Source organism: Pseudomonas sp. AKS31 (genome assembly GCF_023634765.1).
GTDB lineage: Bacteria > Pseudomonadota > Gammaproteobacteria > Pseudomonadales > Pseudomonadaceae > Aquipseudomonas.
This window is the reverse complement of the sequence record NZ_JAMLFX010000002.1, coordinates 559,432-571,729: the sequence shown is the minus strand read 5'-3', so window position 1 is coordinate 571,729 and position 12,298 is coordinate 559,432. Positions and strand designations below refer to the sequence as shown.

Annotated in this window: 11 protein-coding genes; 4 read left to right on the top strand and 7 right to left on the bottom strand. The window is 58.3% G+C overall.

Annotation, left to right across the window (positions count from 1 at the left end; all coding sequences use genetic code 11):
- Positions 1-188: 188 nt before the first annotated feature.
- Entirely contained in the window at positions 189-968 is a 780-nt protein-coding gene (locus M9827_RS08610; protein WP_064118173.1) for a TSUP family transporter, read from the top strand.
- On the opposite strand, the gene nudC is transcribed toward M9827_RS08610, so the two are convergent.
- The 4 genes from nudC to M9827_RS08590 all read right to left on the bottom strand — a co-directional run bounded on the left by nudC (position 936) and on the right by M9827_RS08590 (position 5,295).
- Entirely contained in the window at positions 936-1,766 is an 831-nt protein-coding gene (nudC, locus tag M9827_RS08605; protein WP_250605069.1) for an NAD(+) diphosphatase, read from the bottom strand. The genes M9827_RS08610 and nudC overlap by 33 nt on opposite strands.
- 6 nt (positions 1,767-1,772) lie before the next feature.
- Complete coding sequence (locus M9827_RS08600) at positions 1,773-2,585, bottom strand: crotonase/enoyl-CoA hydratase family protein (protein WP_123449990.1); 813 nt, start codon at positions 2,583-2,585, stop codon at positions 1,773-1,775.
- 204 nt (positions 2,586-2,789) lie between these two features.
- Entirely contained in the window at positions 2,790-3,713 is a 924-nt protein-coding gene (locus M9827_RS08595) for a magnesium transporter CorA family protein (RefSeq protein WP_250605068.1), read from the bottom strand.
- Positions 3,714-3,720: 7 nt separating this feature from the next.
- Positions 3,721-5,295, bottom strand: a complete 1,575-nt coding sequence (locus tag M9827_RS08590; RefSeq protein WP_250605067.1) for a RimK family ATP-grasp domain-containing protein — start codon at positions 5,293-5,295, stop codon at positions 3,721-3,723.
- A 92-nt stretch (positions 5,296-5,387) separates the two neighbouring features.
- Between M9827_RS08590 and M9827_RS08585 the strand changes: the two genes are divergently transcribed.
- Positions 5,388-6,488 carry a peptidase C39 family protein gene (locus tag M9827_RS08585; protein ID WP_250605066.1) on the top strand — a complete coding sequence of 367 codons (1,101 nt, stop codon included), beginning with the start codon at positions 5,388-5,390 and terminating at the stop codon, positions 6,486-6,488.
- Between the two features lie 107 nt (positions 6,489-6,595).
- Here M9827_RS08585 and M9827_RS08580 read toward each other — a convergent pair whose 3' ends face one another.
- Both M9827_RS08580 and M9827_RS08575 read right to left on the bottom strand, forming a co-directional pair.
- The gene (locus tag M9827_RS08580; protein ID WP_250605065.1) at positions 6,596-7,750 is read right to left on the bottom strand and encodes a PQQ-dependent sugar dehydrogenase; all 1,155 of its coding nucleotides are present in this window, start codon (positions 7,748-7,750) and stop codon (positions 6,596-6,598) included.
- A 52-nt stretch (positions 7,751-7,802) separates the two neighbouring features.
- Positions 7,803-8,123, bottom strand: coding sequence for a hypothetical protein (locus M9827_RS08575; RefSeq protein WP_250605064.1), 321 nt, complete (start codon positions 8,121-8,123; stop codon positions 7,803-7,805).
- A gap of 189 nt (positions 8,124-8,312) precedes the next feature.
- Here M9827_RS08575 and ku point away from each other — a divergent pair, with 189 nt between their 5' ends.
- A complete protein-coding gene (gene ku / locus M9827_RS08570) occupies positions 8,313-9,179 on the top strand; it encodes a non-homologous end joining protein Ku (RefSeq protein ID WP_250605063.1) in 867 nt (288 codons plus the stop codon).
- Positions 9,180-9,343: 164 nt separating this feature from the next.
- Here ku and lpxO read toward each other — a convergent pair whose 3' ends face one another.
- Positions 9,344-10,243 carry a lipid A hydroxylase LpxO gene (lpxO, locus tag M9827_RS08565; RefSeq protein ID WP_122598150.1) on the bottom strand — a complete coding sequence of 300 codons (900 nt, stop codon included), beginning with the start codon at positions 10,241-10,243 and terminating at the stop codon, positions 9,344-9,346.
- 378 nt (positions 10,244-10,621) lie between these two features.
- Between lpxO and M9827_RS08560 the strand changes: the two genes are divergently transcribed.
- Positions 10,622-12,208, top strand: a complete 1,587-nt coding sequence (locus M9827_RS08560; protein ID WP_123450015.1) for an ABC-F family ATPase — start codon at positions 10,622-10,624, stop codon at positions 12,206-12,208.
- The last annotated feature ends 90 nt before the right edge of the window (positions 12,209-12,298 follow it).

The window sequence follows — 12,298 nt, the reverse complement described above, 5'->3', positions numbered from 1 at the left end:
CTGCTCGCGAAGGCGTCGTATCAGTCACTTTCACGAGCAGGCACACGCCTATAGGTGGAACACAATTCAAAATGTAGGAGCGTGCTTGCTCGCAGGCGTCAACCGGGTCGCCGCAACAGTTGGATACAGGTAACATGACCGCCCTCCCCGCAGCTCACGTTCTGCGCCCTGCCGAATAAGCCGATTCCATGCCTTTCGAACTCAGCGTTGACCTCACCACCCTCGCCATTCTGGCCTTTGTCGCTTTCATTGCCGGTTTCATCGATGCCATCGCTGGCGGTGGCGGCCTGCTGACCACGCCCGCCCTGCTGACCGCTGGCCTGCCACCGCATCTGGTGCTCGGTACCAACAAACTCAGCTCGACGTTCGGTTCGGCCACCGCCAGTTTCACCTTTTACAAACGCAAGTTGTTCCACCCGCGACAGTGGACCCACGCCATCGTCGGCACGTTGGTCGGTGCATTGACCGGCGCTATCGTCGCCCATTACCTGCCGGCGGAATGGTTGAACAAAATGCTCCCGGTGATTGTGTTCGCCTGCGGCTTGTATCTGTTGTTCGGAGGTACACCGAAAGCGCCGCTGGACAGCGACGCACCGATCAAAAAGAAATGGCAATCGACCCAAGGCTTCAGCCTCGGTTTCTACGATGGCGTTGCCGGCCCCGGCACGGGTGCGTTCTGGACGGTAAGCAGCCTGTTGCTCTACCCGATCGATCTGGTCAAGGCCAGCGGTGTGGCGCGCAGCATGAACTTCGTCAGCAACATTGCGGCGCTGTCGGTGTTCGTGTTTTCCGGGCAGGTAGACTGGATCATCGGCCTGAGCATGGGCCTGTCGGTGATGGTCGGCGCGTTCTTCGGCGCGCGCACCGCGATCAGCGGCGGCGCCAAGTTCATTCGCCCGGTGTTCATCACCGTGGTGCTGGGTTTGACCGTGCGCCTAGCCTGGCAGCACTGGTTCAGTGTGGCCTAAACGCCGCGCCACGTAGACGTCGATCAGGTAACGGGCAATCGATTTCGACGCCGGCAGCGGCGGCAGATCGTGCACGTTGAACCATTGGGCGTCTTCGATCTCGTCTTCCTGACAGACGATCTCGCCACCGGCGTACTCGGCATGGAAGCCGAGCATCATCGAATGCGGGAACGGCCAGCACTGGCTGCCCATGTACTGAATGTTCTTCACCTCGATCTGCACTTCTTCGCGCACTTCACGAATCAGGCAGTCCTCGGCCGACTCGCCCGGTTCGGCGAACCCGGCCAGCGTGCTGTAAACCCCGGTGACGAATCGCGGTGAGCGCGCCAACAGAATCTCGTCGCCACGGGTGATCAGCACGATCATGCTCGGCGAAATACGCGGATAACTGCGCAGTTCGCACGGCTGGCAGTACATCGCCCGCTCGCGCGGCACCTGGGTCATCGCCTGACCGCAATTGCCGCAAAAACGGTGCTCACGGGCCCAGGTGCCGATCTGTGCGGCATACCCAAGCACTTTGTAGATGGTGTGATCGCCGTCGAGCATGAACGCCCGCAAACCTTTCCAGTTACAACCCGACACTTCGCTGGCACTGCGCAATTCCAGCAAGTACACCGGCTCGCCATCGAGATGGCCGATACCGTGCTCGGCGAGGACCGACAAGTCCTGACGCTTGAGCCATTCCCGAGGGAACAGCGCGCCGTTGTCATCGAACAGAAAGCCTTCCGGGCTGCGTGCCACGGCCCAGCCGCCGGGTTGATCGGTGTCCAGTACTGCAGTGGTCCAGCGAGATGTCATGGTTTCTCAGTCCAGAAATTCGGGTTTCTGTTTGCTCATATGGGCGGCCATGGCCACGCGCAAGTCGGTGGATTGCAACATGGCGGCGTTCCAGGTGGCAACGTATTCGAGACCGTCGTCGATGCGATGGTCGCGCATGTAGCTGATCATTTCCTTGGTGCCGGTGACCGCGATCGGCGACTTCGCAGCGATCTCTCGGGCGATATCCAAAACACCTTCAAGCAGCGCGTCTTTGTCGCTGTAGACGCGATTGACCAGGCCGATGCTGCGCGCCTCGTCAGCGCCGAAGGTGCGACCGGTGTAAGCCAGTTCACGCAGCATGCCGTCACCGATGATCCGTGGCAACCGTTGCAAAGTGCCAACATCGGCGGCCATGCCGATATCGATTTCCTTGATCGAGAATTGCGCGTCTTCGGCGGCGTAACGCATGTCGCAAGCGGCGATCAGGTCGATGGCGCCCCCCAGGCAATAACCCTGAATCGCGGCAAGCACCGGTTTGCGGCAGTTGTCGACAGCGTTGAACGAGGCTTGCAGGGTGAGGATCTTGCGGCGCAGCAGGCGCGCGTTGCGGCCGACGTCCTTGCCCAGTTCATTGGCGACGCCGGCGAGCATCATCAGGTCGATGCCGGAGGAGAAATGTTTACCGTTGCCGCTGAGCACCACCACGCGCACTTCGTCGGTGTCGTCGATCCACTGGAAGATCTCGACGATCTCGCTCCAGAACGCCGCGTTCATCGAGTTGATCTTTTCCGGACGATTGATCTGCACATGGGCGATGTTGTCGGCCAGTTCGACGCTGAAGGCGGAGTATTGAGTCATGGCAGTGATCCTTTACCGGGCTGAAAATGAGGCCCGAACTATAACAAGGCATCACAGTGGCGGTTCGGCCAAATGCGGGACTGCAGTGCTTACTCCCCTGTAGGAACTGCCGAAGGCTGCGATCTTTTGATTTTGTTTTTAAGAGCCAAGATCAAAAGATCGCAGCCTTCGGCAGCTCCTACCCGGGTTATTGCACAACCCCACTCATCTGGCCAAACGCCGCAGCCCAAACAACATCCCGCCCGCTCCCAGCAACATCACCGCCAGAAACGCCGGATAGGAAATCCACCACGGCGTCCCCGCTGTCATCATGCTGAACTCCGACATGCCGCCAATACTGGCAATCAGGTTCAACGGCAGAAACACCACGTTGATCAACGTCAGTTTGCGCAGCAGGTTGTTCATGCTGTTGTTCATCAGGTTGCCACGCGCGTCGATCAGCCCGGAAAACACCGTCGAGTAGATTTCCGCCTGCTTGTAGCACTGGTTGTTTTCGATGATCAGGTCGTCGATCAGGCCGAGCGCTTCGCTGCCGAAATGCTGCTTCTCGGCGTGATTGCGTAGCCGCGTGAGGACCGCACCGTTGCTGTGCAGCGCGTTGATGTAATAGATCAGGCTTTCGCTGAGGTTGAACATCTGCACCAGATGCTGATTCTGCATCGAGGCGTTGAATTTCTGCTGCAGTTCGCGGGCGACCAGTTTGATCACCTTCAGGTGCCCGAGGTAGTGATGGATATTGTTGAACAGCAAGTCGAGCAACACATCCAGCGGCGTGTTCAACGGCTGGCGGGTGCCGAGGCCGTGCAGCGGCGTGTCGTCGGTGGCAATCACCAACAATTGCCCCGGCGCAAACAGCAACCCGCAGGACGACACTTCAAACGCCAGACTGCCACCCCCGGAATAGTTTTCCGGGCGTTTCCAGATCAGAAACAAATGGTCGGGATGGAACTCGATGCGCGACACCTCGTCCGGATCCAGCGCTGACGCCAGTGCATGCTCGTCGACCTTGAAATGGCTGTGCAGCAAGTCGCGCTCGGCGGCATCGGGGTTGCTGAACAGCATCACCTCGGCGTCCAGTCGTTCGACCCGCTGCAGGGCGCCGTGGCTGAGTGCGAAGCTGTTGATCATCGGCGCCTCACCAGGCCTGACCGCGACGCTTGAGTTCCAGGCGGCGTACGAACTCTTCCAGCACCAGTGCATAGAGATCGTCGTGCAAGTAAGCGTCTTCGATACCGGCGTCGAGGTTGGGGTTATCGTTGACTTCAATCACCACCACTTTGTCGCCAGCCTGCTTCAGATCGACACCATAGAGCCCGTCGCCGATCAGGTTGGCGGTCTTCACCGCCAGTTCCACCACCGCGCGCGGCGCCTCATGGATCGCCATGGTCCGGCATTCGCCGTTGACGTCCTGCCCCTTGGCCTTGTGGTTGTAGATTTGCCAGTGGCCCTTGGACATGAAGTACTGGCAGGCGAAGATCGGTTTGCGGTTGAGCACGCCAATGCGCCAGTCGTATTCGGTGTAGAAAAACTCCTGCGCCAGCAACAACACCGAGTGTTCGAACAGTTCGGCAGTCGCTTCAAGCAAAGCCTGCTGGCTTTCGACCTTGATCACACCACGGGAAAAACAGCCATCGGGGATTTTCAGCACCAGCGGAAAGCCGAGGCGCTCGCCCACACGCTCGAAGTCTTCGGGTCGCTCCTTGTAGAGTATTTCGGTGGCGGGCATGCCCAATTGATGACTGTTGAGCAAGTCCGTCAGGTAGACCTTGTTGGTGCAGCGCAGAATCGACGTCGGGTCATCCATGACCACCAATCCTTCACTTTCGGCCTTCTTGGCGAATCGATAGGTATGGTTGTCGACGCTGGTGGTCTCGCGGATCAGCAAGCCGTCGTACTCGGCCAGACGCGCGTAATCCTTGCGCTCAATCAGTTCAACATCGATGCCCATGCCCTTGCCGACCCGGACAAAATTCGCCAGTGCCTTGGCGTTGGACGGCGGTAAGGCCTCCTGCGGATCGTGCAGTATCGCCAAATCGTAGCGCGCCACTTGCGGTGAACGTGGCACGCGCCAGACTTTACGACTGAAACCGTCCAGCGCGTTGGCAAACTGATCTTCCTGATCATCACGCAACTTGTGCAGAGCACCGGACTTTATACCTTCGATGTGCCAACCGTTAGTTCGGCGAAACTCTACTAACAAAATCGGACAGGGAAACACTTCAAATAACTGTCGGGCCAGATCCTGTAATGGCTCGATATGGGTCCGGCCGAAATACAGGGTCAGGGTGAAACCTTCGGTGTCACTGTAAAGATGATGACTGAGGGCCTTCTCAAGGGTTTTATCGAGATCATCCAGCGCCAGGCCATACAGTGATTTTTTCGTCAGCTCGCTGATGGTGCGCACTGACGGAATCACCTTGTGCCCACGCGCCTCGGCCAGCAACGAGCAGTAGTAGCCGTGGCCCAGATACTTGTAGCTACGGCACAGATTGATCACCTGCACGCGTTTCCCCGGTTCGCTGTCACGGCTGCGCTCGAGATACTCCTGAGCCGTCAGGATGTCTTCGCTGGGGAAGTATGAAGCCCAGTCTTCCTTGCGCTCGACAATTATCAATACTTGACTGGCGGCTTTGATCGATGAACTTAAATAAGTTGCCGCCGGCAAACTTTGCTCGGATACTTCGCGCCAATGACCCTGTACCGCTGACATAGAGATTGATCCGTTGGAGAACAAGACCTTTTCTATTAAGCACGAAGTTTTTTGAAAGTCTCGTTTCGTTACGCAACTTTTACGGTGGTCATATGAAGGCTGTTTTTCGTTTGGCGGTAGTTGAAGACTTGCCGGCGCTGCTGGCACTGGAAATGCAATGTTTCACCACGGACCGGCTCACCAGTCGCAGCTTTCACTGGATGATCACCCGCGCTCACGGACAGTTGCTGGTGGCGGAATACGACGGTCAATTGCTGGGTTATGCGCTGGTGTTGTTTCATCGCGGCACTTCGCTCGCGCGGCTGTATTCCATTGCACTGGCCGTTGAAGCGCGAGGGACCGGTCTGAGCAAGCAACTGCTGCAACGCATCGAAGCGATGGCGCTGGAGCACGATTGTGCGTACCTGCGCCTGGAGGTGCGCATCGATAACCCGGCGGCCATTGCCCTGTATGAACGCAATGGCTACCGGCGTTTTGCGCTGATTCATGATTACTACGAAGACCACGCCGACGCGCTGCGCCTGGAGAAACGCATTCTGCAGCACCGCGACTCGCGCAGCATCAAGGTGCCTTATTACCCGCAAACCACCGATTTCACCTGTGGCCCGGCGTGTCTGTTGATGGCCATGGGTGCATTGCAATCGGATCGGTTACTGGAGCGTCGAGAAGAGTTGCAGGTCTGGCGGGAAGCGACGACGGTGTTCATGACCTCCGGGCATGGCGGTTGCAGCCCGCAGGGGTTGGCTTTGGCGGCGTGGCGTCGCGGGTTTCGGGTGCGCATGGCGCTGAGCATGAGCGGTCCGTTATTCCTCGATGGTGTGCGGGATGCGCATAAAAAAGACGTCATGCGTTTGGTACATGATGAGTTCTCGGCGCAATTGCAGGAGACCGATGTCGAGTGTGTAATCGGTGCGCCACTGGATCTGCCGCGTTTACTCGATGCCGGCGGGCAGCCATTGGTGTTGATCAGCAGCTATCGACTGACCCGCTCCAAGTCCCCGCACTGGGTGATCGTGACCGATTGCGATGAGGACTTCGTGTATCTGCATGACCCGGATGTCGACCACAGCCAGCATCGGCAACCCATGGACTGCCAGCATGTGCCGGTGAGCCATGGCGAATTCGAGAAAATGTGCCGGTTTGGCCGGGGTAAATTGCGCGCGGCGGTGGTTTTATACCCCCGCGAAACGTGAGAACCACCTGTAGGAGCTGCCGAAGGCTGCGATCTTTTGATTCTGAAAAACAAGATCAAAAGATCGCAGCCTCGTTGCACTCGACAGCTCCTACAGGGGAATCTTCTTTAAAGTTCGGGTTTCAGGCCGATTTTGTACAGCGAACCTTTCGATTCATCCGTCAGCACATACAAATACCCGTCCGGCCCTTGCCGCACATCACGGATCCGCTGCTTGAGTTCGCCGAGCAAGCGCTCCTCATGCACGACCTTGTCGCCATCGAACTGCAAACGAATCAGCTCCTGAGTCACCAGCGCGCCGATAAACGCATTGTGTTGCCACGGTTTAAAACGATCAGCATCGTAAAACGCCATGCCAGTGACGCCCGGTGATTTCTCCCACACATGGTGCGGGGCCAAGGTGCCTTCGGCGGTTTTACCCTGAGCTTCGGGGATCGGCTGCATCGAGTAATTGATACCGTGAGTCGCCAGTGGCCAGCCGTAGTTCTTGCCGCGTTCGATGATGTTCACCTCATCACCGCCGCGCGGGCCGTGTTCGTTTTCCCACAGCGTTCCGGTCCAGGGGTTGAGCGCCGCGCCCTGCGGGTTGCGTATGCCGTAGGCCCAGATTTCCGGGCGAACGCCGGACTGGCCGACAAAGGGGTTGTCATCGGGCACCTTGCCATCCGGGTAGATGCGCACGACCTTGCCTTGCAGCTTGTCGAGATCCTGCGCGGTCGGCCGGTCGTTGTTCTCACCCAAGGTAATAAACAGATAGCCGTCACGATCAAACACCAGCCGCGAGCCGAAGTGATTGCCGACCGAAAGCTTCGGTTCCTGACGGAAGATCACTTTGAAGTCCTTCAGCGTCTTCAAGTCATCCGAGAGTCGCCCGCGACCCACAGCAGTGCCGGCCTTGTCGCCGGCACCGCCACCTTCGGCATAGGACAGATAGACCAGACGATCCTGTTTGAAGTCCGGCGACAGCGCGACATCCAGCAACCCGCCCTGCCCCTTGGCCCAGACCTGCGGCACGCCGGAGATCGGCGCCGACAGCGTACCGTCGGCCGCCACCACGCGCAGATGGCCCGGACGCTCGGTGACCAGCATGCCTTTACGATCCGGCAAAAACGCCAGCGCCCAGGGGTGCTCGAGGCCTGCGGTGATGGTCGTGACTTCGAGAGTGCCCTGTTCGCTCTGCAGCTCCTTGGGTGCGGCGGCAAAGGCCGGAGCACTGATCAGCGCACCGGCACACAGTGTGGCTAGGAGGGTTTTACGCAACATGCACGATTCCTTTTGTTCGTCTCAGGGGCCGACAGAACCGCAGTCCTGCCGCTCAACGGTTGCCGTCTCCGCTGCGCGAAGGTGGATTGGGAATGAAGGTGGGTGATTTATTCGGCACCGAACGGATCGGCTGGCCGTTGCCAATGCCTCGATTCTCGACGGTAGGCTGACGCGGCGTCGGTACCGTGTTCGGCCCGCGAATGGGCGGAGCGCTGGGCTGGGTGCCCTGCATGCTGTTCGGATTGGCCCGGCGGATCGGGCTGTTGTAGGGGTTATTGCTGTTGCCGGTGGGGCTTTGCGCCACCAGGACGTCGGCATGAACCAGCCCGCCACTGAGGGCCAGGACGACGATGCCAAGCAGAATTCGGTTCATGACGCTGCCTCACGGTGGGCCGGGAATAGAGCCTTCGAGTCCACGCTACGCCGAGGGTTCGGATTTGTTAACCCGTCAGGCTTAAACAACATGTAACACGGCTTGACCAGGTTGCTGGCGACCCGCGCATTCCGGGGAAACTTTCAGCCGCGGCCGCAGGTCATCCGATCATCACTCGGAGAACTCCCCATGGCTCGGGCAATCTGGAAAGGCGCAATCAGTTTCGGACTGGTGCACATCCCTGTCGCATTGGTCTCGGCGACTTCGTCGCAGGGCGTGGATTTCGATTGGCTCGACAGTCGCAGCATGGATCCCGTGGGTTATAAACGGGTGAACAAGGTCACCGGCAAGGAAGTCACCAAGGAGCACATCGTCAAAGGCGTGGCCTATGAAAAGGGCCGCTATGTGGTGCTCAGCGAAGAGGAAATCCGCTCGGCGCACCCTGTCTCGACGCAGACTATCGACATCTTTTCCTTTGTTGACGCTGAACAGATTCCCCTGCAAAACATCGACACGCCTTATTACTTGGCGCCGGACAAGCGTGGCGGCAAGGTTTACGCGTTGCTGCGCGAAACCTTGAGCAAAACCAATAAGGTCGCGCTCGCCCGGGTGGTGCTGCATACACGGCAATACCTTGCGGCGTTGATGCCGCTGGAATCGGCGCTGGTGCTGGTGAAGTTGCGCTGGCCACAGGAGGTCCGTGGTCTCGACGAACTGGAACTGGGCAGCGAGGTGACCAAGCCGCAACTGGCCAAGGGTGAACTGGACATGGCCAAGCGGCTGGTTGAGGACATGAGCGCGGACTGGAAGCCAGAGGACTATAAAGACGAGTTTGAAGACAAGATCATGGCCCTGGTCGAGAAAAAGGCCCATGAAGGCAAGATCGAGGATGTTGAAACGGTCGGTGGCGAGGAGGAGCGCAAGACTGCCGATGTTATCGACCTGACCGAGCTGCTTAAACGCAGCCTGGGCGGGAAAGCAGCCGCCAAGCCGAAGGCGAAAGCCCCCACCAAAGCAGCGCCAGCCAAGAGGACAAAGAAGGCATCCGGCGAATGACAATCCAAGAATCGTCAGGTAACTGACAGGTTGTATTTGAGAGAGTTATCGCTAGCAGGCTAGCTCCCACAGGGTTCTGAGTCGAATGCAAAAATTGCTTTCACTCGAGACTAAAGTGGGAGCGAGTCTGCTCTCGAAGGGGCCAGCCAAAGCAATGCAAAAATTCAAATCAGAATGAAGATCGCCAGCAAACCACCGAAGATCGCCCACTTTTCCATGTAGTAGCGCTTGCGATTGCGCTTTTTAAGCTCTTTGCCACGCAGACGAATCTTGTAGATCCGGGTAAACAAGCGGTTGATCCCGCCCGTGCGGTCGCCTGCATCGTTCGGCGCGCCGGCAGCCGACATCACCGTGCGGCTGAACCAGGCGTTGAACGCCGCGGCCCAGCGGTACTTCATCGGCCGTTCAATGTCGCAGAACAGGATGATGCGGTTCTTGTCGGTGGTGTTTTCGGCGTAATGAATAAACGTCTCGTCGAACATCACCGCTTCGCCGTCACGCCAGTGGTAGTTCTCACCGTCGACATTGATGTAGCAGCCGGCGTCGTTCGGCGTGTCCAGGCCCAAGTGATAGCGATAGGAACCGGCGTACGGGTCACGGTGACGCACCAGTTTCGAACCCGGTGGCAGCTCGGCAAACATCGCGGCTTTGATCGAACCGATGCTCTGCACCAGTTCGGTGGTGCGTGGGCACAGCTTCATCGCCGACGGATGGCTCTCGCCGTACCACTTCAGGTAGAAGCGCTTCCAGCCGCTTTTGAAGAACGAGTTGAAACCGACATCGTCGTACTGGTTAGAACGCTTGATTTCGCCGGCACGCAGCAGGTTCTGCCCTTCTTCACGGATTTCTTCCCAGTGCGCCTGTAACGGGCTCAAGTCAGGAAACTCGCTCGGGTCCAGGTATGGCTTGTTCGGCTTTTTTGAAAACAGATAAAGGAAGCAGTTGATCGGCGCGAGAAACGTCGAATGGTCGCTCAGCTGTCGACCGAGTTTGTGTCGCACACGCCCACGCAGATGAACGTATGCAATGGAAATGACATAAATAGCAGCAATGATGAGTTTCACGGAAATCGTCACACGTCAAAAGTGAACAAACTGCGCGCTTGGCGGCCTGTGGCCCAACGTCTTATGCAGTGGTCTGAATACACATGGCACGTCCTTGGCCCGCGCCGTAACCGGACGCTCGGTGAAAGGTGGCATTTTAGCCACAGTTTGTAACTGAGGGTGAGCGTTCATCTGTGAAAAACTGTCCGGCGTATGCACCAATCGGCGATCGTGGCGTGATCGCCCTATCGTTTAAAGAGCCAGACCAGTACAATCGCCGCCAAACTTTACGCGCCCCCCTTGGTTGATGACGGGACTTTCCCGCTTCAGCGCACTTTGACTCGGGCCAAGCGCTCCAGCCGCACCCTCGCTACTCAGAATGCTTCGCAGGAAAAACTCTTGATTTCTACAGCTAACATCACGATGCAGTTCGGCGCCAAGCCGCTCTTCGAAAACGTTTCGGTCAAATTCGGTGCGGGCAATCGCTACGGTCTGATCGGCGCCAACGGTTGCGGCAAGTCGACCTTCATGAAAATCCTCGGCGGCGACCTCGACCCGTCCGGCGGTCAAGTCATGCTCGAGCCGAACGTGCGTCTGGGCAAGCTGCGCCAGGACCAGTTCGCTTACGAAGAATTCACCGTGATCGACACCGTGATCATGGGTCACGAAGAGCTGTGGAAGGTCAAGGCCGAGCGCGACCGCATCTACTCGCTGGCGGAAATGTCGGAAGAAGACGGCATGGCCGTGGCCGAGCTGGAAACCGAATTCGCCGAGATGGATGGCTACACCGCCGAATCCCGTGCCGGTGAACTGCTGCTGGGCCTGGGTATTGGCATCGAGCAGCACTTCGGCCCGATGAGTGAAGTTTCGCCAGGCTGGAAACTGCGCGTGCTGCTGGCGCAGGCGCTGTTCTCCGATCCGGAAGTGCTGTTGCTCGACGAACCGACCAACCACCTGGACATCAACACCATCCGCTGGCTGGAAAACGTGCTGACCCAGCGTAACAGCCTGATGATCATCATCTCCCACGACCGTCACTTCCTGAACAGCGTGTGCACGCACATGGCTGACCTGGATTACGGCGAGCTGCGCCTGTTCCCGGGCAACTACGACGAGTACATGACCGTGGCGACCCAGTCCCGCGAGCAACTGCTGTCGGACAACGCCAAGAAGAAAGCGCAGATTTCCGAGCTGCAATCGTTCGTCAGCCGCTTCTCGGCCAACGCCTCGAAAGCCAAGCAGGCCACTTCCCGCGCCAAGGCGATCGACAAGATCCAGTTGGCCGAAGTCAAGCCTTCGAGCCGTGTCAGCCCGTTCATTCGCTTCGAGCAGAACAAGAAGCTGCACCGTCAGGCGGTCATGGTCGAAAAAATGGCCAAGGGTTTCGACGGCAAGCCGTTGTTCAAAGACTTCAGCTTCCAGGTTGAAGCCGGCGAGCGCGTAGCGATCATCGGCCCGAACGGTATCGGTAAAACCACCCTGCTGCGCACCCTGGTCAACGAATTGACCCCGGATGCCGGTAGCGTCAAGTGGACCGACGCCGCGGAACTGGGCTACTACGCTCAGGACCACGCACACGACTTCGAAGACGATGTCACCCTGTTCGACTGGATGGGTCAGTGGACACAGGGCGAGCAGATGATTCGCGGTACGTTGGGGCGCATGCTGTTCTCCAACGACGAGATCCTCAAGTCGGTCAAAGTGATTTCCGGTGGTGAGCAAGGTCGCATGCTGTTCGGCAAGCTGATCCTGCAAAAGCCGAACGTGCTGGTGATGGACGAACCGACCAACCACCTGGACATGGAATCGATCGAGGCGCTGAACCTGGCGCTGGAGAACTACCCGGGCACGCTGATTTTCGTCAGCCACGACCGTGAGTTCGTATCGTCCCTGGCCACGCGCATCATCGAGCTGAGCCCGGATGGCGTGACTGACTTCAGCGGCACCTACGATGACTACCTGCGTAGTCAGGGCGTTGTGTTCTAAAAGCAGCTTCGAGTGTTGAGCTGTTAGCTTCAAGCAAAGCCCTGTCCATGTGACCGGGCTTTTTGCATTTCAGGGTGAGGGATTTTTTGG

What these genes read in the sequence shown, in the direction of transcription:
- M9827_RS08610 (WP_064118173.1), top strand. Translation starts at nt 189, where the DNA reads ATGCCTTTCGAACTCAGCGTTGACCTCACCACCCTCGCCATTCTGGCC.
- nudC (WP_250605069.1), bottom strand. Translation starts at nt 1,766, where the DNA reads ATGACATCTCGCTGGACCACTGCAGTACTGGACACCGATCAACCCGGC.
- M9827_RS08600 (WP_123449990.1), bottom strand. Translation starts at nt 2,585, where the DNA reads ATGACTCAATACTCCGCCTTCAGCGTCGAACTGGCCGACAACATCGCC.
- M9827_RS08595 (WP_250605068.1), bottom strand. Translation starts at nt 3,713, where the DNA reads ATGATCAACAGCTTCGCACTCAGCCACGGCGCCCTGCAGCGGGTCGAA.
- M9827_RS08590 (WP_250605067.1), bottom strand. Translation starts at nt 5,295, where the DNA reads ATGTCAGCGGTACAGGGTCATTGGCGCGAAGTATCCGAGCAAAGTTTG.
- M9827_RS08585 (WP_250605066.1), top strand. Translation starts at nt 5,388, where the DNA reads ATGAAGGCTGTTTTTCGTTTGGCGGTAGTTGAAGACTTGCCGGCGCTG.
- M9827_RS08580 (WP_250605065.1), bottom strand. Translation starts at nt 7,750, where the DNA reads ATGTTGCGTAAAACCCTCCTAGCCACACTGTGTGCCGGTGCGCTGATC.
- M9827_RS08575 (WP_250605064.1), bottom strand. Translation starts at nt 8,123, where the DNA reads ATGAACCGAATTCTGCTTGGCATCGTCGTCCTGGCCCTCAGTGGCGGG.
- ku (WP_250605063.1), top strand. Translation starts at nt 8,313, where the DNA reads ATGGCTCGGGCAATCTGGAAAGGCGCAATCAGTTTCGGACTGGTGCAC.